We start from the raw sequence: 25,432 nt of genomic DNA, 5'->3' as shown, positions 1-25,432 counted from the left end.
GACGGCTAGGGGGAACCGGACATCAGTGCGTCATGACGCCATCCTCGGTGTCGAAGTCGATGCCCGCAGTGATGATTCCGGAAAACAGGAACGCGACGGCAAGTGCAAGAGCGGGGATTGCAAGGATCCATTCGAAAATTGTCATGCTCCAAGTCTGACGAAATCAGCTTCGGAGAACATCGCCCTGCGGAGCGATTTCCCTGATCGGGCAGTCATCCTCGAGGACGACTGCCCGATCAGGGAAATCCACTAGTGCGTGATCAGTGGCCCGAAATCAGTGGCCGATGCCGACCTTCGCGTGAACTTTTTTCATCCAGGCCGGAGCCCACCAGTTCGCTTCGCCCATCAACTTCACCAGCGAGGGCACGAGCAACATGCGGATGATGGTCGCGTCGACGATCAGCGCGACGATCATGCCGACGCCCAGGAACTTCATCACCGACAACCCGGACATCGCGAATGCCCCCGTCACCACGATCAGGAGTAGGGCGGCGGCCGTCACGATTCGGCCGGTGCGTTCGGTTCCGAACTTGACTGCTTCCTCCGTCGTCGCTCCCGCGTTCTTGGCCTCGACCATCCGGGACATCAGGAAAACCTCGTAGTCCGTGGACAATCCGAACACCACCGCCAGGATGAGCACGACGAACGTCGCCTCCAGCGGAGTTTGACTGACCCCGAGGAGTTCGACGCCGTGACCGTCCTGGAAGACGAAGGTGAGGACACCGAAGGTGGTCGCGAGGCTCAGCGCGGCCATCAGTACCGCCTTGATGGGCAGGACCACCGAACCGAACGCGAGGAACAACAGGATCAAGGTCGATCCGACCATGATGAGGATCATCACCGGCAACCAGTGCAGGACGGCGTTGTTGCCGTCGTCGACCATGGCTTGACCGCCACCGACAAGCAGCACTGTTCCGTCAGGAGCGGAGATCGCACGCAGATCTGTCACTGCGGTGCTCTGTGATTGGGGCGTAGAGCCCTCGCTGTAGAGAGCCTGAACCGCGATGAGTTGATTGGTGCTCGCGACGACGGTCGCCTGACCGATGCCCTCGACCTGACCGGCGGACTCGGCGATCGTTGCACCTTCGGCCGGGGCGAGAGTGTTCCCGTCCTCGGCCTGAAGGATCATCGTCGCGCCGTTGCCGGTCTGCGGGAAGTCGTTGACCAACGTGTCCATTGCGACGCGAGCGGGGTCGTTGTCCGGGAGTGCGGTGTACGAGAGTTCTCCCAAACGGGCACCGAGCAGCGGCGAGGCCATCACGAGCAGCACGGCCACGATCGTCACCGAGACCGCGACCGGACGCTTCATCACCCACGTGACGACGCGGCCCCAGAACTTGCGCGAGCGTTCCTCGCCGCGTTGCGCCGCATCCTTGCGCCACGTCAGGGCGTTGATGCGATGCCCCAGAATGGCAAGCAGCGCAGGCACAGCGGTCAGCGACAGAACTGCCGCGCTCAGTACTGCTGCGATCGCACCGAAACCCAAAGACCGGATGACGGCCTGCGGGAAAACGAGCATGCCGCTGAACGCGCAGATCAGCAGCAGACCCGAGAACATGACGGTGCGACCCGCGGTCAGAACTGTCCGCTGCGCAGCCGCTCCCGGGTCCGAGCCCGAATTCAGTTCTTCACGGAACCGACCGACCACGAACAGTCCGTAGTCGATTGCAAGTCCCAACCCGAGAAGAGAAGCGACGTTGATCGAGAACGAGGACACATCGGTGATCAACGTGAGGATTCGCAGAACCGCCAAGGCGCTCAAGACACTGAGTACACCCACGAATACCGGAACCGCCGCAGCGACGATGCCGCCGAAGATGAAGACCAACAGCACCAGAGTGATCGGAATGGCGATGGCTTCGGCGACCACCAGGTCCTTCTCGAGCTTGGTGTTGAAGGCAACGCCGATGACGGTATTGCCCGCGAATTGTGCCTCGGCACCTTCAACTTCGAGCTTCGGCAAGAGATCGGCGAAAGTGGCCGGTGTGACGCCCGAGTCCGGTGCCAACGTGATCGCAACGGCCGCCATGGATCCGTCGTTCGAGAGCAGGCTGGCCTTGGCCGCGGCGTCTGTTCCCCAATACGACTTCACCGACGCGGTCGGCACTTCCGTTTTGAACTGGTCGACGGCGGCCGTTACTGCCGGCCCGATGTCGTCGAGGGTCTTACCGTCGGTGGGTGAGTAGATCGCGATGATGTCCGGGGTCTGCGGCCCGAGATTGTCTTCGATGATGTCCGCAACCTTCGCGGAGTCGCTGCCCGGATCGATGAAGCCGCCCTGGCTGAGCTTGCCGAACACTCCGAGTCCCCACACCCCACTGATGAGCACTATCAGAACCGCGAGGCTCAGTACCCACCATTTCCGGGCGACGACGGTTTGGGCCCAGCGTGTCATGTATCAACTCCGGTGTGTGGGGGCGTCTGGCCAGATCGACTGTAGTGGGCGTTTGGTCTTGAATCGGAAACGTCATGCATACTGCTCGAAGCACTTGCAAGCCACGCGTGTGGGGGAAGCCGGTCCGAATCCGGCGCTGACCCGCAACGGTAGGTCGATTCTCGGTAGTCACCGAGCGTCGGCAAGCCCGATTACCCACCGCGCGGTGTGCGACATCCATTCGTCGTGGTCTACGAAAAGGAAGTCCAGCAGGAGCTCTGGCCGAGTATCAGTGTGCGGGCGGAGTTGTCTGTCGGATTCTCATTCGTGGCTCAGAGCCCTTACGAGGTCCCCGTGTCACTTCAGTTCTCCCCGTCCCGCGCCGCCGCGGTTCTCATCGCGGTCGCCTTGGTTTCGGCAGGTTGTTCCAAAGGCCAGGAATCAGAGTCCGCGTCTGCGGCGGAATCCTTCGCACAGCCTGTGTCCGTGACCAACTGCGATCGAGAGATGACCTTCGACTCGCCGCCGCAGCGCATCGTGTCTTTGAACGGGCATGTCACCGAGGCGCTCATCGAAATCGGTGCGGGTGACCGGATCGTCGGTCGGGCGTACAGCGACAACCCGCCAACTGCCGAGACCGCCGATGTATTCAACAAGATTCCCAGCCTCTCCGATACGTTCCCCAGCATGGAGCAGGTTCTCGACGTCGACCCGGACTTCGTGGTCGGAGGAATGACCAGTGCCTTCAACGAGAAGCAAGGCCGTTCCCGAGACGCCTTCGGCGAGCGCGGAATCAACACCTTCTTGTTCTCCGAATACTGTGGCACCGGTTTCCCCGACATCGGATTGCTCGAGAACGACTACACGCAACTCGGTCGAGTCCTGGGCGTTGAAGATTCCGCCCGCGAGGTCGCAGAGGAGATCAGCGATGGTCTCGATTCCGTCCGCGCTTCGGTCGGGGACGCGGCGCCGGTACCGACCTTCTTCTACGACAGTGGTGACCAGGTTCCGACGACTATCGGCGGAGTCGGCGTCGGTCAATTGGTCGCGGAATACTCCGGTGTCTCGAACATCTTCGCCGAAGGGACAAAGCCCTACATCGACGCATCGTGGGAAGCTGTTGCCGAGCGTGCACCCCAGGCGATCGTGGTCATCGACTACGGCGACAAGACGGCCGAGCAGAAGATCGACTTCCTCCGTGCCCAGCCGTTGATGGCGACCACCCCTGCTGTGCAGCAGAACCGGTTCGTCGTGGTTCCTCTCGCTGACCTGTTCGAGAGTTCACGGTTGGTGCGTTCGGCACAGACCATCGCAACAGCCTTCCATCCGGGCGCTGACGCGGCGAAGTGACCCGCACGCGTTACGGGTACGGCGCCCTGCTTGTCGCCTTGTTGGTCGCCTTGGCGATCGTACTGGGGTTGGCTGTCTCCTTCGGATCGGTTCGCATCCCCGTCGGTGACGTCTGGGCGATAGTCGGAGCCCGTTTGGCACCAGGGACTTTCGAGACGTGGTGGACCGCGGCGCGGGAGTCGATCGTGATCGATTCTCGCCTACCGCGCGCCCTGACGGCTGCGGTGGTGGGTGCGTCCTTGGCGATGTCGGGTGCCGTTGCTCAGGCTGTCACACGGAATCCTCTTGCCGACCCGTATCTGCTCGGAGTTTCGTCGGGTGCGGGATTCATGGTGGTGCTCGTGTCGGTGCTGGGTTTCGGCGCCGGCCTCCTCGGGGTTTTCACGATTCCGGTCGCAGCATTCGTCGGGGCGATGATCCCGTTGTTTCTCGCACTGCTGATCGGCGGCCGGTATCCGCAGCCGACCGCGATCATTTTGGTGGGTGTAGCGCTCGCCCAGATATTCTCGGCGCTCATCACCTTTTGCATCCTGGTGTTGGCCGATGATCGGCACGTGACGTCGGTGATGCACTGGATTGCCGGCGGATTCGGTGATGCGCGATGGTCGACGCTGATCTTCCCGACGATCACACTGGTCGTCGTCGGCACGGCCCTTCTGTTCAGTTCGCGGTGGATGGACGTCTTGCAGACCGGTGACGACGGGGCTGCAGCACTCGGTATGAACGTCCGACGGTTCCGAGTGTTGTCCTTGCTTGCGGTCTCCGTACTGGCGGGCGCGGCAGTCAGCGTTGCCGGTGGAATCGGATTCATCGGCCTCCTGATCCCACATCTGGCCGGTTTCATCGTCGGCACCAGAGCAATTCGACTGCTCCCTGCTGCAGCCCTTCTGGGCGCCGTCGCGATGGTTGCCGCGGATACCGCTGCGCGCTCGGTGGCACAATCCACCGAAGTTCCGGTCGGAGTGATCACCGCCCTCGTGGGTGCACCGATCTTCGTCTGGATGCTCTACCGGCAGTATCGGAGGCTCGAACAGTGACGCAGACCAGAACAGTGACACAGGCCAGAACAGAGACACTCCCGAAGGACGCCGAAGCTGCGCCTCTGCTCGAACTCGTCGAGACCCGGGCGCGGCTTGGCAACCGCGAAGTCCTGCGCGGCATCACTTTCGCGGTGACGTCCGGTGAAATATTGGGCTTGGTCGGACCGAACGGCAGTGGCAAGACGACGGCGCTGCGCTGCTGCTACAACGCTTTGACTCCGACAGGTGGCGCAGTTCTGATCGATCAAGCCGACTCGACGACGCTCTCGCGTAAGGACATCGCCAAAACCATCTCGGCGAGCGTCCAGGAACCTACTGTCTCGGCAGGACTTTCGGTTCGTGAATCGATCGCGCTCGGACGAACTCCGCACCGTAGCTGGTTGGACCGAAGCACTGAGCGAGATACCGCCATCGTGGACCGGTGCATCGAGCAGGTTGGTTTGGTCGAGCTTGCCGGACGCGACGTGTCCACCCTGTCGGGTGGTGAGCGGCAACGTGTCTCGATAGCGCGCGCATTGGCTCAGGAGCCCAAGGTTCTGTTGTTGGACGAGCCGACCAATCATCTCGATCTTCGTCACCAGTTGATCGTGATGGAATTGCTCGCCGAACTTGCGTCGGCGGGGCTCGCGGTTGTGGTCACGATGCACGATCTACGGTTGGCAGTCGAGTATTGCGACAACCTTGCCGTGCTCACCGAAGGTGAACTCCGCGCGTGTGGGTCTACGGTCGAGGTGTTGGACGAGCCGTTGTTGGCCGAGGTTTTCGGCATCAAGGCGCGAGTCGAACGCGGAGTACGTCCGCGGATGGAGATATTGGGGCTGGCATGACGGAATCGGTAGCCGGGATCTACGCCCGTATGGCATTAGCTGTGCCGTTCTTCGACAACCTGAGCGCGTATCCGGATACGGTGCCCGCGGTGTTGATGACCGACCCCCAGTGGTTGGCAGCACGTGTCGCCGATACGGCCGAGCGATGGGGGAGTGCGGACAGCCGAGTGAACGGCACGTTGTGGTGGTACTCGGCCAGTTCCACGCTGACTGGCATTCCGATCGGAACCGGAATGGTGACCGGGTTCGCGGCCGATCCATCGTTGGACGGTGGGCGGATCTTCTTGCGTGACAACGGCTACCTGGGCGGGTTTGCTGCCGGGTCGGTCATTCCGATCTCGCGGAGTGTGGCGGAGTTGGGCCACGCGATGTTCCGCTCACTCAGTCCCGTGATCGAGGTACTCGCCGAGGTGTCCGGCGTTCGGCAGCAGGCGCTGTGGGCGATCGCGACGGACTCCATCGCCAATCGCAGCCTCGACGCCGCCGGTAGCGCGAGGGAGCGCGGAAGTGCATTTGCTGCCGGCCTGATCGATGTTCTCCGCGGTGAGAACCTGGGCATTCCGGTCCCGCGTTTCGTCGATGTCGACCGCAATGAAAGTGTTGTGCGCGTTTCTAATCCGTTGACACCGGTGGCATCCGGGCGACGCAGATTCACGCAGCGCGCGTCGTGCTGCCTGATTTACGAGGTGCCCGGTGAAGGTAAGTGCACCAGTTGCCCGAAGCGCGCACCCGAAGATCGGGTGCGCGCCTTGGCTGCTCTGGTGTGACTGGACCCAGGCTTTTATCGGGTCGGGTGTTGTCAGGTCAGTGAGCTGCGACCTTGGAACGGTCGAGTCCCAGCGCATCGGTCATCGTGAAGAACAGATCGGTCTGGTCCGTGAGGCCGCTGACATTGGCCGCGTGCGGGCCGAAAGCTGCTACGCGCAACTGAGTTCCGGTATGCCCTTCGGATTCGACGGCCGGATCTTCGGACGTTCCGTAGCTGATCGTCATCTCCGAGCCGTCCTTCGTGGTCAGCTTGCGGGTCAGACCGGGGTAGACGATTTCCTGGGCGCGCTCGACCGGGATGTTCTGGTCCTTGGCGATGGTGGCGATGTCGTCTGCGCTGACGTTGGTGACGATCTGGCTGGTGTGAGCGTGGTCGGCTGTGACGATGACCAGGGTTTCTCCGTCGGTCTTCGCAAATTCGAGTGCCTTCTGCACAGCTTCGTCGAGGTCGACGGTTTCACCGATCTGACCGCACGCGTTGGCTGCGTGATCTTGCTTGTCGATCGAGGCACCTTCGACCTGGAGGAAGAATCCGTTGTCGTTGACCTTCAGTAGGTCGATTGCCTTCTGCGTCATGTCCGCGAGCTTCGGTACGTCGGAGGTTCGCTTGGGGTTGTCGATGCAGGTTTCGGCGGGCTGCAGGTAACCGTCGCGGGTGGCGACAGAGCCTTCCCAGCGGACGGGCATGTTGCCGTCGGCGAACAGCCCGAGCACGGGTGCGTCCTGATCTGCCTTGCCGACCTCGTTCATCTCGGCGGCATTCTTCACCAGCTGGTAGCCACGAGCGGCAGCTTGCTCGTTGAGGGTCTTGCCCTGCCAGTCACCGGCTTTCGCGGTTTCAGCGAAGGACTTGGCGCCGCCGGCAAAGGTGACGTCGGCGCGGGTGTCGAGGAGCTGTTCGCTGATCGACCCCTTGCCGCCGTTCTCGATGGCGTTCTCCGGGCAGGACTTGGACGTCGCCTCGGGTCCGTAGCACTTGCGGCCGCTGACGTGCGCGACCTGCACTGCGGGGGTGGCATCCTGCACCTCGGCGGTGGAGACGTTGCCGGTGGCCTTGCCGTTCGCCTTGGCGATCTCGAGGACGGTCGACTGGGCCTGCCCCTTGATGTCGACGGAAATCGCGCCGTTGTAGGTCTTGGTGCCGGTGGACCATGCCGATCCACTGGCAGCGGAGTCGGTGACGTAGTCGGGCTTGCCGTCCTTGGTCAACGCGTAGTGCGTGTACTGGCCGGTGATCGGCAGGGCGTCGAGGCCGGCGAAGCTGCCAGCAGCACCCTCGGCGTAGTTGCGCGCGGCGGTGATCTCCGAGTCGCCCATGCCGTCCCCGATCAGGAGGATGACGTTCTTCGCGCCGGAAGCGTTGACGGCGTCACGCACTGCAGCCGACTGATCACCGTCGATGCGGCGAGCACCACCGTTCGAGGACAGTTCGCCGGTCGCGGCGCGATCGACGGTCGTGCCGTTGGAGCCTGTTGCCTCGTCGGCACTGCTGCTGCAGCCGGCAGCGGCCAGAACGGCGACGGCGCCGGCGACGGCCGTCAACCTACGTGTGTTGCGCGAGAACGACATACGAGTAGTACTCCTGGAAACAGTATGGATGGAGATTATGAACGCCGCTAATGATCTGGGGCCAAAGTGAACGGAGTGCAGACATGCGTACATCTGAATGTGACGAGACGGTGAGGGTTGAGATTCGCTCTGTTGACTGCGGGTGAGTGACCTGTCAGACTGAATCTGCATCGAACATCAGTTCGATGCATGTGGTGCGTCTTCCCTTTCGGCATCCTCGAGCAGTCGGTCGTCCCGTGACGGCCGGCTCGATCAGGTGCGAGGTCAGTGTGGGTTGGGGAAATGGGCCGCCGACGTGGTCCGAGATGGAACGGGTGCTGTCCGGACGGCCAGGCCGCGTGGAACACGAGGATTTGTTCCCGGGCGACGGAAGTGACAGTCCCGCCTGGTCACGAAAGCGCGGCGAGTATCACGCAGGCGAACTCACTCGTGGCACCGGCGTGGTTCCTTACGCAGAACTGCACGCTCACTCGGCCTTCAGCTTCCTCGACGGCGCATCACCGCCGGAAGAACTGGTCGAGGAAGCTGTGCGTCTCGGGCTCGAGGCGATTGCCGTCACCGATCACGACGGGTTCTACGGCGTGGTGAGGTTTGCGGAGGCTGCGCGTGAATGGGGAATGCGGACCGTGTTCGGGGCCGAGTTGTCGCTCGATTCGGTACCCAGAACTGGGACGGCAGATCCCGGTGGAACGCATCTTCTGGTACTTGCCCGTGGGCAGGAAGGATATCGCCGTCTTTCGCGGGAGATAGCCGCCGCACATCTGGCGGGCGGTGAGAAGGGCAAACTGCAGTACAACTACGACGCGCTGACCGAAGCCGCCGGTGGGCACTGGCAGATCCTGACCGGGTGCCGCAAAGGTCATGTGCGGCAAGCCTTGACGTCGGGTGGTCGCGAAGCCGCGACGGAGGCCTTGCAGGATCTGGTCGAGCGTTTCGGGGCGGAGCGAGTGTCGGTGGAGCTCACTCATCATGGGTTGGCGGAGGACGACGAGCGCAATGCCGTTCTTGCAGAACTGGCGAGAGAACGTGGACTACGTACGGTGGCGACCACCGCCGCACACTTCGCCGCTCCTCCGCGTCGACGCCTCGCCATGGCAATGGCAGCTGTGCGGGCGCGTCAAAGCTTGGATGAGGCAGCTGGATGGTTGGCTCCGACCGGCGGAGCACACCTGCGGTCCGGCGCGGAGATGGCGACGCTGTTCTCGCTCTATCCCGAGGCTGTCAGTGGTGCCGCCGATCTTGGTCGTGAGTGCGCTTTCGATCTCAAGCTCATCGCGCCCAAATTGCCACCGTTCGACGTTCCTGCCGGGCATACCGAGGCGTCGTGGTTGCGTGAGCTGACCATGGTCGGGGCGCTGGAACGCTACGGACCCCCGGAAGGTGCACCGAAGGCATACAAACAGCTCGAACATGAACTTGCCATCATCGAGGGATTGAACTTTCCCGGATACTTCCTGGTCGTGCATGACATCGTGTCGTTCTGCAAGAACAACGACATCCTCTGTCAGGGAAGGGGTTCCGCTGCGAACTCTGCGGTGTGTTACGCGATCGGCATCACCAACGTCGATCCGGTTCGCAACAAATTGCTGTTCGAGCGGTTTCTTGCGCCCGAGCGCGACGGCCCACCGGATATCGACGTGGACATCGAGTCGGATCGCCGGGAAGAGGCGATCCAGCACGTGTACGCGAAATACGGGCGTACGTATGCCGCGCAGGTAGCCAATGTCATCACCTATCGAGGAAAGTCGTCGGTGCGGGACATGGCCCGCGCGCTTGGCTTTTCGCAGGGCCAGCAAGATGCGTGGAGTAAGCAGGTCGGCCGGTGGGGTGGTATCGACAAGAATGCGGATACCGATATTCCGCGTCCGGTACTCGAACTGGCGGCGCAGATCGAAGGCTATCCACGGCACCTCGGTATCCACTCCGGCGGAATGGTCATCTGTGATCGTCCCATCGCCGACGTTTGCCCGGTGGAGTGGGCGCGGATGGCCAATCGCAGTGTCCTGCAGTGGGACAAGGACGATTGTGCTGCCGCTGGGTTGGTCAAGTTCGATCTACTCGGGCTCGGCATGCTCTCGGCTTTGCATTACATGATGGATCTGGTGGCCGAACACAAAGGCATCACAGTCGATTTGGCGCATCTCGATCTGTCGGAAACAGCGGTGTACGAGATGTTGCAGCGGGCAGATTCGGTAGGGGTGTTCCAAGTGGAATCACGTGCGCAGATGGCGACACTGCCGCGTCTGAAGCCTCGAAATTTCTACGACCTGGTGGTCGAAGTCGCGCTCATCCGTCCCGGGCCGATTCAAGGCGGATCAGTCCATCCGTACATCCGCCGGCGCAACAAACTCGAACCTGTGTCCTATGACCATCCGTCGCTCGAGAAGGCACTCGAACGCACATTGGGGGTTCCGTTGTTTCAGGAACAGTTGATGCAGATGGCCGTCGACGTTGCGGGTTTCACGCCGTCCGAGGCCGATCAATTGCGTCGGGCAATGGGATCGAAACGTTCCACCGAGAAGATGGAGCAACTGCGAGCGAGGCTGTACCAGGGCATGCGAGACCTACATGGCATCGGCGACGAGGTTGCCGACCGAATCTACGAAAAGCTGTACGCATTCGCTAATTTCGGGTTTCCGGAAAGTCATTCACAGAGTTTTGCCGCACTGGTCTTCTACTCCTCGTGGTTCAAGCTTCATCACCCCGCCGCGTTCTGTGCCGGGCTTCTGCGAGCGCAGCCGATGGGTTTCTACTCACCACAGTCCCTGGTCGCCGATGCGCGCCGGCACGGAGTGCAGGTACACGGTGCAGACATCAATGTCAGCCTCGCGCATGCCACCGTCGAGGCAGGTGGATTCGAGGTTCGGCTGGGACTGGGGGAAGTGCGCAACATCGGCGATGCGCTCGCCGAGAAAATTGTCGAACAGCGCGACCTCGGTGGACCGTTCACGTCGTTTCTCGATCTGACCGGTCGGGTGGAACTGACTACCGCGCAAGCTGAATCGTTGGCGACTGCCGGCGCGCTTGCCAGCTTCGGCATCTCGCGTAGAGAAGCGCTGTGGGCCGCGGGCGCTGCGGCAGGGGAGCGTCCGGACCGCTTGCCCGGTATCGGTGCGTCGGTCACAGCTCCCACCCTTCCCGGCATGAGCGACGTCGAATTGGCGGCAGCGGATGTCTGGGCGACAGGAGTATCTCCCGACACGTATCCGACACAGTTTCTTCGCCCACAGCTCGACGCGCTCGGCGTGGTGCCGGCTTCGAGGCTGCTCGACATCCCGGACGGCGACCGTGTGCTGGTAGGGGGAGCGGTCACACACCGGCAGCGTCCGGCCACAGCTGCGGGCGTCACGTTCATCAACCTCGAAGACGAAACCGGCATGGTCAATGTCGTGTGTTCGGTGGGGTTGTGGGCAAAGTACCGAAAACTGGCAAATACGGCGCCGGCGTTGCTTATTCGAGGAAAGGTGCAAAATGCGGAAGGCGCTGTCACTGTCGTGGCAGACCGGATGCAGCTGATGGATCTGCGAGTCACAGCCAAGTCGCGAGACTTTCGCTAATGCCCGATTCTGCTCGGAGTTTTGTGCCGAGAGGACAAATGTGGAGCTCAACTCTGACCTCCGAGCATATGGCGCGGGTCACAATCCCTGCCTAGGGTTGTCGCTTGAGCGGCCATCGAATCGCCTGGCACGGCCACGACCAGTGGCCTCGCTGGTGAATATTGTCGCCTTCCAAACATGCTGAATCCAAAGCACTTCGAGTTGAAGAGGAACTCCATGAGCACAGCGATTCTCGTCGCACACGTACACCCTGCCGATCCGTCTTCGGAGGACGCGTTCAACCGCTGGTACGACGACGTGCATATTCCGCAGGTCGTCGAACGAGTGCCTGGAGTTGTCTCCGCCTCCCGATTCTTCCTGGCGGATGTGCAGTTGCTGCCCGAGGATGCATTGCCCGCGCGCCGCTACCTGAGCATCTATCAACTCGACACGGAAGATCTCGCGGGCACGGCGCAGGCGTTGGGAAGTGCTTTGGGCGACGGGACTCTCGACATGTCCGAGGCCATCGCGACTACCGGCGACACCGGACCCGAATTGCTTTTCTACGTCCCGACCGAGAACTGAAGGGGAACGCTGACATGTCCGATCTTCTCGCGAACAAAGTTGCAATTGTCACCGGCGCAGGTGCCGGAATCGGCGCCGCCATTGCCCGGGCATTCGGGGCGGAGGGCGCGAGCGTCGTAGTCTCCGACATCAACGGTGACGCAGCACAGGCAGTGGCGGACTCGATCGACGGAGCTATCGCTGTCACCACTGATGTCACCGACGAACAGCAGGTCAAGGATCTCGTCGCCAGGGCGGTCGACGAGTTCGGCGGACTGAACGTCGTAGTACCCAACGCCGGCATCGCCACCACGACTCCGCTGATCGAGACCTCGTTCGAGGACTGGCGGAAAGTCATGTCGGTCAACCTCGATGGAGTGTTCTTGACCGTCCGTCATTCGCTACCCGCGCTCGTCGCATCCGGAGGCGGTTCGATCGTGAACATCTCGTCGATCTCGTCGACCACCGGGTCGCCGTTGATCGGTAGCTATGCCGCCGCCAAAGCAGCAGTTCGCAATCTCACCGAAACCCTGTCAGCCGAACTTCGCTTCCACGGAATCCGAGCCAATGCCCTGCTACCCGGATTCATCGACACAGACCTGGTCAAGAGTCACCAACAGGATTTCGAGAACGCACTCGGCCTCGAGTCCGGCGGCTTCGACGACCTGATGGTCACGAAGCAAACCCGCTACGGCCGGACCGAGGAAGTCGCCGCCGCCGCAGTGTTCTTTGCGAGCGACCAGTCGTCGTGGTGCAACGGCAGCAGCCTGGTTCTCGACGGAGGGTTCACGGCTTCTCTCCTTTGAGCAGCAGAACCTTTCCGAACGTCACCCGAAATCGTCAATCGTGCGAGGATCCACACCATGACCAACCGCGCTGTATACGTACTTCCGCCTGGAGGATTGAACAACCTCGACTTGAGGACGATCGAGACGCCAGCGCCAGGTGCGGGTGAGGTGACGATCGCGATCCGCGCGAATTCGCTCAACCACCACGACTACCTCGTGGCGACCGGCGAGATACCGACCGACGGCCCTCGCATTCTCTTGTCCGACGCAGCGGGCGAGGTAGTTGCCGTCGGCGACGGCGTCACACAGTTCGGGGTCGGGGACCGTGTGATGAGCACCTATCTGCCGCATTGGCGCAGCGGTGCACCGGATTTCGACGGATTCGGAAATTCACCCGGTGACGGCGTCGACGGGTTCGCCCGTGACACCGTCACCGTGCCGGTATCGGCAGTGACGTCGATGCCGCGAAACTACACGTACGAAGAAGCCGCTACCTTGCCCACTGCGGGCTTGTCCGCGTGGCGTGCATTGTTTGCCGGCGTCCCGATCATCCCAGGTTCGTCGGTGTTGATTCCCGGGACCAGCACGGTAGCGCTGTTTGCCGTCCAGCTTGCCAAAGCTGCTGGAGCTCAGGTGATCGCAACCTCGTCGGCTCCCGACAAGATGGCTCGATTGACCGAGCTCGGTGCCGATCACGTGGTCAACTACCGTGAGCGCCCGGACTGGGGATCGGAAGCGATGCGGCTCAGCGGCGGGATCGACCTTGTGCTCGACGTGGGCGGGCCGTCCACCCTCGGTCAATCTCTGTCGGCAGTCCGACCAGGTGGCCGGATCTGCGCGCTGGGCATCATGAACGGCCCGTCGTCGTCGATCGACCTGACTTCGCTACTGACCAAACAGGTCACCATCGAAGGTGTTCTGGTGGGCAGTCGTGCACATCAGGAGGAGATGGTTGCAGGGCTGGAGAGCCTCGCGCTTCGTCCCGTCATCGATTCGTCGTACCGTCTGGACAATCTTGCCGAGGCGTTCGAGCAGCAGAAATCCGGGCAGGCCTACGGCAAGATCGTCATCACAAACCCTTGATCGCTTGCCGGTCCCAGTGGGGATCGGTGAGGATTTCCGCCGAGTCGCCGACAAACGCACGTCCGGCAGTCTGGTCGCCGCTGAGGGCGAACCTCAGCCACGCGGTCAGGTAACCCCGGAATCCTTCGCCGTCGGCGGCCCAATTGTGGCCGACGCCAAGTAGTCTGCCCCGGACCGCCGGTGCTGCGGTTTTGTCGAAGTACTCAGCTTGTGGATCGGCGGTGGAGACCGGATCGTCGGCGCCGGTCATGAAGAACGTCGGCCCGGTCAACTTCGCCACGTCGACGACATCGACAGGTCGCGAAGCCCACCACGGGTCCGGCAGGTCGAGCACCGCAGTGGCGGTGATCAGATTCGCCGACTGCGTTGCAGCGTTGATCGCGCCACCTGCCCCCTGGGAGTGTCCGACTGAGGCGATGTTGTCGGTATCGATCCTCTGGTGAAAAATGCTCTCAGCGTTGGTGTTCTGATCGACGAGGTACTGAGCGGCACCCAAGATTTCAGTACCGTCGCCGGTCACACTGCTGTCGGCCACCACAACAACAAAACCCCACGATGCAAAGTGTCGGAGGAGGGCCTCGTACTCTTCGAACGTCGCGTAGCTGCCGTTGCCGAACGTGATGACGGGATGCCGCTTGCCATCAGCGGACAAGTCGGCTGGGTAGAACAATTGGTATCCGGGAACCGAGTCGGCCGCCACCTCGTGCGCACCCTGGGCTGCGTACAGATCGCTGATCGACTCCGATGCGATGGATTCGGTAGTCGCGGCTTCGGGAGCGGCCGGAACCCCCGCACTGGCGTGTGTGACGGCGCCCGATAGTGCCAGAACAAAAGATGCGGTCACGACGGTGATCGAATGTGTGGTCCGAGAAGGCATGGGTACAAGTATGTCTTGTACCCATGCGATCAGTCAGGCCGAGACGCGCGTGGGCTGCTCTTCGCCGACCCGGCCGCGGATGAAGAAGATGGCAACTACGCCGAAGGCGACCAGCACGACAGTGAGCAGTGTGGCGATCGTGGTGGCTCCGCTGGCACCCGTCGTCACCGAGGTGTCGAGCCCGCCGGTCGAGAGAATGGTGGTGGGGTCGGTGAGGCCGTGCAACACGATTGCGGCCCAGATCGTGCCCGTCACGCGCATGGTCAAGTACATGCACATTCCGAATCCGAAGGTGTAGACGACGGTGGCAAGGACTGTTGCCAGTTCCATTCCCGCGATGAAGTTCACCGTGTGCATGAGTGCGAATAGTAGGGACGACACAACAGCGACGAAGCGTTCTCGGTGGCCGGCATCACGAAGCATCTTCACTGCAATACCTCGGGTGACCAATTCCTCTGCGAGACCGACACATACACCGAGGGCGATCAACGAGACGATTTCGCCGGCCGACCACGCGCTCCAGTCGGTTCCGGCCAGGTGGGCAGCGATGGCGGCAACGACGATAATCGGCCCGATCCACATCCAGCCGCGTCCGCGTACCGGTTGAGGACCGAAGATACTGCTGAGCCAGCCGACCTTGACCGTGAAGATCAGCAACGCAACTGCACCGATCGCGATGGGCAACATGACGCCGAAGATGATGCTCGAGGCACTCGAGACCACGTTGTCCGTGTCGATCTGGTCGGCGAAAACACGCGAGATCACCTGCCCGGCGGCAAGGTAGAAGACCAAATAGGCAACGATGAGAAGGAGCAACTTCCACAAAGTGGGTCGACTCCAAAAACCCGACTTTTCGGGAACAGTATTGGTCATTGTCAGATCGTAAAGGCAACCACACGAAATCACGCGGTACCGTCTATTCGGACAGCAGCGAACACGAAGGCAGGACGCAGAAGACATGTTGGAAGTCGACTTGAATGCACTGGACACGGCATTGGCGGCAGGTGAGCCGCTGATCGACGTCCGTGAGCCCGACGAGTTCGCTCAGGTCCGAGTTCCCGGTGCGGCGCTCATTCCGCTCAGCGAATTCGTCTCTCGCGTCGGTGAAATTCCGGACGCGGAAACGGTGTACATCATCTGCGCCGTCGGTGGCCGTAGCCTGCAGGCCGCGGAGTATCTGCAGGCCCGTGGCATCAATGCCGTTTCGGTGGCCGGTGGAACAATGGCGTGGTACCAGTCGGGGCGCCAGGTCGAGACTGGAGCCTAAGACACAACTGATGGGGGCAGTTCCCGTTTCGGGAGCCGCCCTCCCACCGGTCACTTTCGCCAGAACAGGTGATGCGTCACGCCGCTCGGGCTCGGCACGATTTCGAGGTTGAAGCGGTCGCGCAACTCATCAGGTGTCTCCCACAGGCGTAGACCGGATCCGAATTCGATCGGGCAGACAGCGATGTGCATCGTGTCGACCAGATCGGCGTCGAGGAATTCACGGATAGTGCTGACCCCGCCGCCGAGTCGAACGTCCTTGCCCTGCGCTGCCTCACGTGCCTGCTCGAGGGCCGTCGCCGGGTCAGCGTTGACGAAGTGGAATGTCGTGTCCGATAGCGTGAACGACGGCCGCACGTGGTGGGTCAAGACAAAAACCGGGGTGTGGAACGGTGGCTCGTCGCCCCACCACCCCTGCCACTCGAGATTCTCCCAAGGGCCGCGGTATGGTGCGAATTTGTTGCGGCCCATGATTTCGGCACCGATGTTGTTGGAGAAGTCCCGCGTGAAATAGTCGTCGATGCCTCGGCTGCCGCCGGGATCGGTGCGATTGGGCCAGCTCGCTGTAGCTCCCGCCCACGCAAACATTTCACCGTGGTCCAGGCCGAACGGGCTCTCGAAGCTTTGGTCCGGACCGCAGGCTATTCCGTCACTGGAAACGCTGAAATTCTGTACTCGTAATAACTGACTCACCATGTACTCCCGCTCTCGACAATGGTCTACGTGAGTACAGACCGTACGGCGAGGCAAAACTCATCGGTGCCAATTCATGCAGCCGCGGGAAGAGCTCCACTGCGGATCGATCGGACGGTCCGCACCGCGACGGTTGCCCAGATGGGGATCAGCACGGTCAGCAGGGCAAGTGCGATTCCCAGAATCAGTGTCGAACCGGTGGCGACTCCGAAGGCATTCGCTCCGACTGCACATGCTCCGATGGGGAAGGTGAAGCTCCACCAACCGAGCGAGAAGTCCAAGCCGCGGCGCAGTGCGTGGATGGTCACGGTGGTGACGGTGACAAATGCGATGACGCCGATGATTCCGACGACGGTTCCGTATGCGATTCCGAATTCGTGCAGGGTGTCGGCGTGCTCGGTACTGAGTGCATGCCGTGAGGCGGCGGCCAACAGGTTGGATGCTGCGATCGACTGTCCGATCACGCCCAACGGAATCCACAGCGAGGGAATGGCATTGAACGGGATCACGTCGACGCCGGCCGAGCGGTTGCGTGCGAACTGCCTTGCGACGGCTATCAGAATGCCGATAGCGGCGGTCAGTGCCAGAGCGAACAGGATGTAGCAGAAGATCAGTACCGCGATGCGCGGAGCGCCTTCGGGCATGTGGGTGCTGACCGCTGCGCCGGTGGTGGCCGAGACCATCGGAGGTACGACGGGCATGAGCCAGAAGGGCATTGCCGTCGCCATCCCAGCATCTCGAACGAGACGAATCATCATCACGACGTAGGTGACCAGGCCGAGTGCCGTGCCGAGTATCCACAGAGTCAGCGAGACGGTGATCGCCACGTCGTGGCCGAGGAAGTCCGGCCCGGTGATGCCGGTTGCCGATCCCACGGTCAGTAGGGCCATGGCGACGGCTCCGTAGAACGGGAACATCGCGGGACTGTGCAGGTAGGCGAGGGCCTGACATCGATGTTGTGACCAATGGGTGGCAAATGCGCCGATCAAGGCGCACAGTACGAGAACCGCCAGAACCCAGAAGATTTCCGAGACCAGCTTCAAGCCTTCGATCTCCGGTTCGAGCGAAGCTGCGGCCACCGAGACGATTCCCGTTCCCATCGCTGCCGCGAACCAGTTCGGGGTGATGTGGGCGAAGGTGGGACTCGTTGTGGTGGTCATGTATTTCACTGTCGTCTCATCCGGTTCGTACCGGTAGACCGGTTGTCCTTGAATGCCCACAATCTCGCCTTGTGGGTCTAATCTGGGTCTATGTCGTTGTCTCCTCGGGTGCCGGAACTCAGTGCCCTCGACGTCCTGCTTTCCGTAGGGCGTCTAGGCAGCATGGGTGCTGCCGGCCGGGAGCACGGACTCAGTCAGCAAGCGGTCAGCGCCCGGGTGCGTTCGGTCGAACGGCAGCTCGGAATCAAGGTTTTCGATCGAGCGGCGACCGGTGTTCGTCCCACCGCCGAGGGCGGTCTGATTCTCGAGTGGGCAAGTCACATCCTCGTCAGTGCCGAGGAAATGGCATCGGGAGTTGCCGCACTTCGCGGTGAACGCGACGCTGCCGTCACCGTCGCGGCCAGCATGACCATCGCCGAGTATCTGGTTCCCGGATGGACGGTCGCGATGCGGCACAAGTTCCCCAACGTCGTGGCGTCGGTGAGCTTGCACAATTCCTCGGATGTCTCTGCTCAAGTGCAGGCAGGCCAGGCCGATATCGGATTCGTCGAAGGTCCGGATGTGCCGTCGGCGCTCGCGTCGTGCGAGGTGGCGCGTGATCACCTCGTCGTGGTTGTGCCGCCGGGACACGACTGGGCCAATGGTGTGCCTGTTCCGGTTGCGGACCTCGCACGCACGCCGCTGATTCAGCGCGAGTCAGGGTCAGGGACGCGTCTGACGCTCGAGAATGCTGTTCCCGATTGTGTGCCGCCGTTGCTCGAGCTCACCTCGTGCACCGCAGTCAAGGCTGCGGTGGTGGCAGGCAACGCGCCCGCCGTTCTGTCGTCGTTGGCCGTTGCTGCCGACCTGACGGACGGCCGACTGGTCGCGGTCAACGTCGACGGCTTGCGGATGCCGAGGCGACTCCAAGCCGTCTGGGATCCCGATCGCGGATTGCGCGGTGCGGCAAGAGATTTCCTCGACATAGCGCTCGGCTCCAATACCGCTGTTCATTCGCGTTGACGGCTGCGGCTGACGGGAACGGCTGCTATCGGACGGTGTCGATCCCCGCGAGGATGAGATCGATGCCTGCCAGAAACTGTTCTCGGTCGTCGTGGTCGCGCAATTGCGCCGTCACCTGATTGAGGAACGGGTACTTCGCGGAATCGAGTTCTTCCCACCGCTGCGCGACGGTGGCGAGGAAGGCGGACCGATCTGTCTCGCGGGGGAGGAGGCGGGCCCCCGCGGCATACTGTCCGGCGAGGCCGAGCACGTAGTTCAGGAGTGCGGACGCACAATCGAACTGTGCCGGTTGGGGAACGCCGAGTGCTTGGAGTTGCCCTCCCAGACTCTCGAAGATCTGCATCACCGCTGATTGCCACGGCTCGCGAGAGAGTTGGGTGCCGACCCACGGGTGCGCGTCGATCGCGTCGAACACACCGAGAGTGATGATCCGGATCGCCTCCCGTGGGGTTGCGCTTTCGGTTCCTTCGGTGGTCACGCGGGCGATGACGTCGTCGGTCGCCGCGGCGAGCAGTTCGCTCTTGTTGGCAACGTGCCAGTAAATCGCCCCGCTACCTGTTGCCAGGCGTGCGGAGAGTGCGCGAAATGTCAGCGCAGCTTCGCCCTCGTCGTCGAGGATCTCGATCGCAGCCTCGACGATTCGCTCCTTCGAGAGCGCGTCCGTACGTCGTTCGGTCCGCTGATTCCTGGTCGCCATGCGCACCATCTTGACATATCTGGAACGCCGTTCCAAGATGGTCACTGGAACGACGTTCCAATAGAAGGCTGAAAGGAAACAAACATGAGCAACTCGATAACGATCATCGGGGCGGGCCTCGGCGGTCTGACCCTCGCGCGCGTCCTCCACGTTCACGGAATTCCGTCGAAGATCTACGAGGCGGAACCGTCGGCAGAAGCTCGCACGCAGGGCGGCCAACTCGACATCCATGAACTCAACGGTCAGGCGGCGCTCGATGCTGCCGGCCTCATCGACGAGTTCCGCGCGATCATCCACGAGGGCGGTGCCGCGTCGCGCGTACTCGATCAACACGCCGCTGTACTCCTCGACGAACCCGATGACGGCACGGGAGTCCGTCCTGAAGTGCTGCGCGGAGACCTCCGACGGATCCTGCTCGAATCCCTTCCGGACGGCACGATCGAATGGGGACGCAAGGTCGACAGTGTCCGCTCGCTCGGCTCACGGAACACTGCCGACGAGCGCGCTGACGGCCGACACGAACTGACCTTTGCCGACGGTTCGACGGTGACTACCGACCTCCTCGTCGGCGCCGACGGTGCCTGGTCGAAGATCCGCCCCTTGCTCTCCGATGCGAAGCCCGAATACGTCGGCACCACGTTCGTCGAGACGTATCTGTACGACGTCGACGAGAAGCATTCGGCTGCAGCCGAGGCAGTCGGTGACGGGGCGATGTACGCGCCCGCACCAGGAAAAGCGATCGCCGCGCATCGAGAGGCGGGGGACATCGTGCACACCTACGTCCAGCTGAACCGTACGGCGGAGTGGTTTGCCGGTATCGATTTCACCGACGCCGCTGCTGCGACAGCGCGGGTCGCGGCCGAGTTCGACGGTTGGGCAACGGAACTCACTGACCTGATCACAGACGGCGAAACCGCTCCGATTCCGCGCGCGATCCATGCTCTTCCCGACGAGCACCGATGGGATCGCGTGCCTGGGGTGACGCTCCTCGGTGACGCGGCACATCTGATGGCGCCGTCTGGTGAGGGTGCGAACTTGGCCATGTTCGACGGCGCCGAACTGGGAAGGGCGATCGCCGCGCACCCGGACGACATCGAAGCGGCACTGAGCGGCTACGAGGAAGCGATGTTCGTGCGCAGTGCATCCGAGGCCGCTGACTCGCACGTGATCCTTGATCTCTGCCTCGGTGAAGGCGCACCGTATTCACTGGTCGACTTCTTCACCGGCGCTGCTTCCGTATCCGGATAATGGGCAGTGCTGTGGCACGACGGTTACGCGGTCGATGTCGAAGAGATAGCCGAACATCCCGAATACCGGGGAGCGACCGTCGTCGACCTTGCCCGAGAAATTGCCCGCGGCAGGCGACTGACGCCTGCCGTACTGGGGCTCGCACGGAGTGCGTCCTTCGATCCGCAGGACGTCAAAAAGGTCTGGCACTACATCGCTCGATTCGGCGGCAGGGCGTAGAACTGGGCATTCGCGTATCGCTGCCCGTCGACGACCGCCGATTCCGGGACCGCACATCGGTCCGAAGGGCGCGGTGAGGAAAGAGTGATTGATACGCAACATCGAGCATGAACTCCCGAAACAACTGCATCCGAAGATAGAAGTCGACCTTGATCCTCGGTCGAAGGGATGCATGAATCGATGGGCGCTCAACTCACCACCACCAGTGTCGACACACTCTGCGCGTACTGCGGGGTCGGCTGTGGTCTTGTCCTCGACATCATCACCGATCCGGAGACGGGACGCCGGAAGGCTGCGAAGTCTTCCGGTCTGAAGACACATCCCACCAACTTCGGGCGTCTGTGCACCAAAGGGACCACGACCGCAGACATGCTCGCAGGTCCGGGGCGAATGGACTCTGCATATCGCCGTCCGCACCGAGGGGATGCGATCGAAGCCGCGGACATGGACGCCGTCATCACTGACACCGCCCAGCGTCTACGGGCAATCATCGACGAGCACGGCCCCGACGCATTTGCGTTGTACGTGTCCGGGCAGATGTCTCTCGAAGCCCAGTACTTGTCGAACAAGCTGGCCAAGGGATTCATCGGGACCAATCAGATCGAATCGAACTCCCGGTTGTGCATGGCGAGTGCCGGCACCGGGTACAAACAGTCTCTCGGGGCCGACGGACCGCCCGGTTCCTATCAGGACTTCGAACACGCCGACGTGTTCTTCGTGACCGGCGCGAACATGGCGGACTGCCATCCGATCCTCTTTCTGCGGATGCAGGAGCGGATCAAGGCAGGCGCGAAGTTGATCGTCGTCGACCCTCGACGCAGTGCCACCGCCGACAAGGCGAACTTGTTCCTGCAGATCGCTCCCGGCACCGATCTCGCGCTACTCAACGGACTACTCCACCTGCTCGTGGTGAACGGCCACACCGACCCTGACTTCATCGCCGACTTCACCGAAGGCTGGGAGGTGATGCCCAGTTTCCTCGCGGAGTACACCCCGGAGAAGGTCAGTGAGATCACCGGTATCCCCGAGGCCGACATCCGCACTGCAGCGCAGTGGATCGGTGAGGCTGCAAACTGGATGAGCTGTTGGACAATGGGTTTGAACCAGAGCACCCACGGCACGTGGAACACCAACGCCATCTGCAACCTTCACCTTGCGACCGGTGCGATCTGCAAGCCCGGCAGCGGTCCGTTCTCGCTGACCGGGCAGCCGAACGCCATGGGTGGGCGTGAAATGGGCTACATGGGTCCAGGTTTGCCCGGCCAGCGCGCCGTGATGGTCGACGCCGATCGCGAATTCGTAGAGGAGAGGTGGGGGATCCCGCAAGGCTCGCTGCGCACCGACATCGGCGGTGGCACCATCGACATGTTCTCCCGCATGGCGGCGGGTGACATCAAGGCATGCTGGATCATCTGCACCAATCCCGTTGCAACGGTAGCCAACCGCAAGACCGTCATCGACGGCTTGGAGAAGGCTGACCTCGTCATCACCCAGGATGCGTTCCTGGGCACCGAGACTAACGAATACGCCGATGTTCTGCTGCCCGCGTCACTGTGGACAGAGTCCGACGGAGTGATGATCAATTCCGAACGCAACCTGACGCTCTTTCAGCAGGCACTGGATCCGGTCGGGCAGGCGCTGCCTGATTGGCAGATCATCGCCCGGATCGCCTGCGAGATGGGGTATGCCGAGGCGTTCACCTACACCTGTGCCGAAGAGGTGTTCGAAGAGATCAAGCAGTTCTGGAATCCGAAGACCGGCTACGACTTACGCGGCGTCACCTACGAGCGCCTCCGCAAGACATCAATCCAGTGGCCGTGCCCACCAGACAGTGATCAGGACCGTCATCCCATCCGATACGTCAATGACGGTGTCAGTCAAAGGCTCCTGATCCGCGAGGACGGCAGCACTCCGCGGCTCGCATTTCCCACCGCCACTGGCCGTGCGATGTTCTTCGCACGGCCGCACATGCTTCCCGCCGAAATGCCCGACGACGACTATCCATTCCTGCTCAACACCGGTCGTCTCGCGCACCAGTGGCACACCATGACCAAGACAGGCAAGGTCGCCAAGCTGAACAAACTCAACCCAGGTCCCTTCGTCGAGATCCATCCCGACGACGCCGCCAGGCTCGGCGTCGTCGACCAGGATGCGATCGAGGTTGCCTCACGCCGCGGTCGCGCTGTGCTACCGGCCGTCATCACCGACCGAGTGCGTCCGGGGAACTGCTTTGCCCCATTTCACTGGAACGACGCCTTCGGCGAATATCTGTCCATCAACGCTGTCACCAACGACGCCATCGATCCAGCCTCGCAGCAACCGGAGTTCAAAGCCTGTGCTGTCACTATGACGAAGGTCGCCGTGAACACACCTGAAACAGTGCTCGCCGAGGCGCCGCTGGTGGCTTCCGCGCCAGCTGATCGGGCTTTGTCGCGAACCGATGTCCTCGCGGATGTCATCGGTCAAACAGGAACACCTGCAGTGGTATTCGATGCGCTCCAGCAGAGCTACCTGGCCGGTCTTCTCGCCGCGTTGCGTGCGGACGCGGATCGCACTGCCGGGGTCCCGACGTTGCCGTCGACGGCGCCGTTCGACGCCGAAAAGCGGATGTGGGTCGACGGGGTACTGGCCGGCCTGTACTCGCGAACCGCGCTCCCTGACACCGACGGGCCCGCGTTGTCCTCGGCTCCGGGCATTGCGCCAGAACGCGCGCCGATCGTGGTGCTGTGGGCATCGCAGACCGGAAACGCGGAAGAATTCGCCGCCGCCTGCGCTGCTCGTCTCGGGGAAGTTGGCTTGCCCGTGGTGATGCATGCAATGGACGAGTTCCCGGCCGCCGACCTGGTGGCTACCCGGGAGGTCCTGCTGATCACCAGTACCTCCGGTGACGGCGAATCCCCGGACAACGGCAGCGGTTTCTGGGATGCGTTGGCTGCTGGCACGGCGCCCCGCATGGACGAGACACGTTATGCAGTAATCGCTTTCGGTGACTCGAACTATGACGACTTCTGTGGGCATGGACGAAAGCTTGACGCCCGTCTTGCTGAACTGGGGGCCAGTCGTATCGTCGATCGCGCCGACTGTGAGCCCGATTTCGAGGACACCGCTGCTGGATGGCTGGACTCTGTCACGGCTGAACTTCAGCGCTCGGCGGCTGGTGAGACGGCCGACGTCGTCGTTGCAAAGAAGAATTCTGGGACAACCGTTGCGGCCAAGCCGATTTCACCGACGATGTCGGCGCCGCTGCAGTACAACAAGAAGGCCCCGCTGACCACAGCCTTGACGCGCAATGTCGTGCTCAACCGGCCAGGCTCTTCCAAAGACGTGCGGCAGTTGGGCTTTCACCTTCCGGACGACACGGTCAGTTACGAAGCCGGCGACGCTCTCGGAGTCTGGCCCCGAAACAGCTCTCCGTTTGTCGACGAGTGGCTCACCCTCACCGGCCTCGACGGTGAGGAGGTCGTCGAACTGGGGCAGCACGGCGATATGACCCTGCGTACCGCGCTCACCGAACGCCTGGAGATCACTCGAATCTCGAGCGAGATGATTCGGTTCGTGCATCAACGAACTCGCGACGCAGACCTCGCCGAGTTGATGAAGCCGGAGAACATCTCCACGCTCAAAGACTGGTCGTGGGGACGACAGTCCGTCGACGTACTTGCGCAGTCGCCCGTTCGTGCCTCGACGGACGAATGGCTCTCCCTCCTCAAACCGCTTCAGCCGCGGCTGTATTCGATATCTTCCAGTCCGAAGGAGAACCCACGCGAAGTGCAGCTGACGGTGTCCGCGGTGCGCTACAACGTCGCGGGTGTCCCACGGCGTGGGGTGTGCTCGACCTACCTCGCAGACCACGCCCACGATGATGACATCGGCATCTTCGTGCAGAAGTCGACCCATTTCCGGCCACCGTCCGATCCCGAAACCCCGATGATCATGGTCGGTCCGGGAACCGGCATCGCGCCGTTCCGTGCCTTCCTGCATGAGCGTCGGGCATTGGGGCACACGGGCCCGAACTGGCTGTTCTTCGGGGAACAGCACGCCGCGACCGACTTCTACTACCGCGAAGAAATCGAAGAATTGCGGAAAGACGGATTCCTCACCGAACTCGACCTCGCATTTTCCCGGGATCAAGCCGACAAGGTCTACGTGCAGGACCGGATGCGTGAGCGCGGTGCGCTGCTGTGGGAGTGGTTGCAGAAGGGCGCCCACTTCTACGTCTGCGGCGATGCCAACCGGATGGCCAAGGACGTCGACAGTGCCCTCAACGGGGTGGTCGCTCAACACGGAAAACTGGCACCTCGTAGTGCGGAGGCGTACGTGAAGGCTCTCTCGGCCGAGAAGCGGTACGTCCGAGACGTCTACTGACGTCGA

21 protein-coding genes and 1 riboswitch are annotated in these 25,432 nt (G+C 62.2%); of the genes, 13 read left to right on the top strand and 8 right to left on the bottom strand.

Features of this window, described 5'->3' with window-relative positions; all coding sequences use genetic code 11:
- Window positions 1–22: 22 nt before the first annotated feature.
- Together AC2ETI_RS05640 and AC2ETI_RS05635 are read right to left on the bottom strand one after the other, a co-directional pair.
- A complete protein-coding gene (locus tag AC2ETI_RS05640; RefSeq protein WP_019747629.1) occupies window positions 23–145 on the bottom strand; it encodes a hypothetical protein in 123 nt (40 codons plus the stop codon).
- Between the two features lie 129 nt (window positions 146–274).
- Window positions 275–2,395: an MMPL family transporter gene (locus AC2ETI_RS05635; RefSeq protein WP_483633641.1), complete on the bottom strand. Its 2,121-nt coding sequence runs from the start codon at window positions 2,393–2,395 to the stop codon at window positions 275–277.
- Window positions 2,396–2,464: 69 nt separating this feature from the next.
- Window positions 2,465–2,612, top strand: a riboswitch (cobalamin riboswitch).
- A gap of 116 nt (window positions 2,613–2,728) precedes the next feature.
- Here AC2ETI_RS05635 and AC2ETI_RS05630 point away from each other — a divergent pair.
- The 4 genes from AC2ETI_RS05630 to AC2ETI_RS05615 are packed head-to-tail and all read left to right on the top strand — an operon-like array spanning window position 2,729 to window position 6,358.
- A complete protein-coding gene (locus AC2ETI_RS05630; RefSeq protein ID WP_029254958.1) occupies window positions 2,729–3,724 on the top strand; it encodes an ABC transporter substrate-binding protein in 996 nt (331 codons plus the stop codon).
- Window positions 3,721–4,761, top strand: a complete 1,041-nt coding sequence (locus AC2ETI_RS05625; protein WP_172933419.1) for an iron chelate uptake ABC transporter family permease subunit — start codon at window positions 3,721–3,723, stop codon at window positions 4,759–4,761. Before AC2ETI_RS05630 ends, AC2ETI_RS05625 begins: the two co-directional genes overlap by 4 nt.
- Entirely contained in the window at window positions 4,758–5,591 is an 834-nt protein-coding gene (locus AC2ETI_RS05620; RefSeq protein ID WP_020969107.1) for an ABC transporter ATP-binding protein, read from the top strand. The genes AC2ETI_RS05625 and AC2ETI_RS05620 overlap by 4 nt, the downstream gene beginning before the upstream one ends.
- Window positions 5,588–6,358, top strand: coding sequence for a (2Fe-2S)-binding protein (locus AC2ETI_RS05615; RefSeq protein ID WP_387404210.1), 771 nt, complete (start codon window positions 5,588–5,590; stop codon window positions 6,356–6,358). Before AC2ETI_RS05620 ends, AC2ETI_RS05615 begins: the two co-directional genes overlap by 4 nt.
- A 37-nt stretch (window positions 6,359–6,395) precedes the next feature.
- Here the strand turns inward: AC2ETI_RS05615 and phoA are convergent, their stop codons facing one another.
- Window positions 6,396–7,928 (bottom strand): alkaline phosphatase, encoded by a 1,533-nt coding sequence (phoA, locus tag AC2ETI_RS05610; protein WP_021343627.1) that lies wholly within the window; start codon window positions 7,926–7,928, stop codon window positions 6,396–6,398.
- A 269-nt stretch (window positions 7,929–8,197) separates the two neighbouring features.
- Here phoA and AC2ETI_RS05605 point away from each other — a divergent pair, with 269 nt between their 5' ends.
- The 4 genes from AC2ETI_RS05605 (at window position 8,198) to AC2ETI_RS05590 (ending at window position 13,899) form a co-directional block, all read left to right on the top strand.
- Window positions 8,198–11,485 carry an error-prone DNA polymerase gene (locus AC2ETI_RS05605; protein ID WP_387404208.1) on the top strand — a complete coding sequence of 1,096 codons (3,288 nt, stop codon included), beginning with the start codon at window positions 8,198–8,200 and terminating at the stop codon, window positions 11,483–11,485.
- 216 nt (window positions 11,486–11,701) lie between these two features.
- Window positions 11,702–12,049 (top strand): hypothetical protein, encoded by a 348-nt coding sequence (locus tag AC2ETI_RS05600; RefSeq protein WP_007727425.1) that lies wholly within the window; start codon window positions 11,702–11,704, stop codon window positions 12,047–12,049.
- A 14-nt stretch (window positions 12,050–12,063) separates the two neighbouring features.
- The gene (locus tag AC2ETI_RS05595) at window positions 12,064–12,834 is read left to right on the top strand and encodes a glucose 1-dehydrogenase (RefSeq protein WP_019747637.1); all 771 of its coding nucleotides are present in this window, start codon (window positions 12,064–12,066) and stop codon (window positions 12,832–12,834) included.
- A gap of 57 nt (window positions 12,835–12,891) precedes the next feature.
- Window positions 12,892–13,899 (top strand): zinc-dependent alcohol dehydrogenase family protein, encoded by a 1,008-nt coding sequence (locus AC2ETI_RS05590; RefSeq protein ID WP_483633640.1) that lies wholly within the window; start codon window positions 12,892–12,894, stop codon window positions 13,897–13,899.
- On the opposite strand, the gene AC2ETI_RS05585 is transcribed toward AC2ETI_RS05590, so the two are convergent.
- Both AC2ETI_RS05585 and AC2ETI_RS05580 read right to left on the bottom strand, forming a co-directional pair.
- Complete coding sequence (locus tag AC2ETI_RS05585) at window positions 13,886–14,776, bottom strand: poly(ethylene terephthalate) hydrolase family protein (protein WP_060938826.1); 891 nt, start codon at window positions 14,774–14,776, stop codon at window positions 13,886–13,888. The two genes, AC2ETI_RS05590 and AC2ETI_RS05585, sit on opposite strands and share 14 nt — an antisense overlap.
- Before the next feature lie 33 nt (window positions 14,777–14,809).
- Window positions 14,810–15,649 (bottom strand): CPBP family intramembrane glutamic endopeptidase, encoded by an 840-nt coding sequence (locus AC2ETI_RS05580; protein ID WP_031330946.1) that lies wholly within the window; start codon window positions 15,647–15,649, stop codon window positions 14,810–14,812.
- 85 nt (window positions 15,650–15,734) lie between these two features.
- Between AC2ETI_RS05580 and AC2ETI_RS05575 the strand changes: the two genes are divergently transcribed.
- Complete coding sequence (locus AC2ETI_RS05575; protein ID WP_019747641.1) at window positions 15,735–16,043, top strand: rhodanese-like domain-containing protein; 309 nt, start codon at window positions 15,735–15,737, stop codon at window positions 16,041–16,043.
- Between the two features lie 50 nt (window positions 16,044–16,093).
- Here the strand turns inward: AC2ETI_RS05575 and AC2ETI_RS05570 are convergent, their stop codons facing one another.
- Entirely contained in the window at window positions 16,094–16,735 is a 642-nt protein-coding gene (locus AC2ETI_RS05570; RefSeq protein ID WP_029254966.1) for a dihydrofolate reductase family protein, read from the bottom strand.
- 74 nt (window positions 16,736–16,809) lie between these two features.
- The gene (locus AC2ETI_RS05565; RefSeq protein ID WP_044480105.1) at window positions 16,810–17,895 is read right to left on the bottom strand and encodes a TDT family transporter; all 1,086 of its coding nucleotides are present in this window, start codon (window positions 17,893–17,895) and stop codon (window positions 16,810–16,812) included.
- A 90-nt stretch (window positions 17,896–17,985) separates the two neighbouring features.
- Between AC2ETI_RS05565 and AC2ETI_RS05560 the strand changes: the two genes are divergently transcribed.
- Window positions 17,986–18,897 (top strand): LysR family transcriptional regulator, encoded by a 912-nt coding sequence (locus AC2ETI_RS05560; protein WP_019747644.1) that lies wholly within the window; start codon window positions 17,986–17,988, stop codon window positions 18,895–18,897.
- A 25-nt stretch (window positions 18,898–18,922) separates the two neighbouring features.
- Here the strand turns inward: AC2ETI_RS05560 and AC2ETI_RS05555 are convergent, their stop codons facing one another.
- Window positions 18,923–19,603, bottom strand: coding sequence for a TetR/AcrR family transcriptional regulator (locus AC2ETI_RS05555; protein WP_020906975.1), 681 nt, complete (start codon window positions 19,601–19,603; stop codon window positions 18,923–18,925).
- A gap of 75 nt (window positions 19,604–19,678) precedes the next feature.
- On the opposite strand from AC2ETI_RS05555, the gene AC2ETI_RS05550 reads away from it, so the two are divergent.
- From AC2ETI_RS05550 to AC2ETI_RS05540, 3 genes are all read left to right on the top strand, one after another.
- Window positions 19,679–20,842, top strand: coding sequence for an FAD-dependent oxidoreductase (locus tag AC2ETI_RS05550; RefSeq protein ID WP_483633639.1), 1,164 nt, complete (start codon window positions 19,679–19,681; stop codon window positions 20,840–20,842).
- A gap of 6 nt (window positions 20,843–20,848) precedes the next feature.
- Window positions 20,849–21,061 (top strand): hypothetical protein, encoded by a 213-nt coding sequence (locus AC2ETI_RS05545; protein ID WP_080909699.1) that lies wholly within the window; start codon window positions 20,849–20,851, stop codon window positions 21,059–21,061.
- Between the two features lie 180 nt (window positions 21,062–21,241).
- Window positions 21,242–25,426, top strand: a complete 4,185-nt coding sequence (locus AC2ETI_RS05540; protein ID WP_428691564.1) for a bifunctional nitrate reductase/sulfite reductase flavoprotein subunit alpha — start codon at window positions 21,242–21,244, stop codon at window positions 25,424–25,426.
- Window positions 25,427–25,432 lie beyond the last annotated feature (6 nt).

It is taken from the genome of Rhodococcus sp. MurmanLake-1 (assembly GCF_056945715.1).
This window is presented reverse-complemented; position numbering and strand designations above follow the sequence as displayed.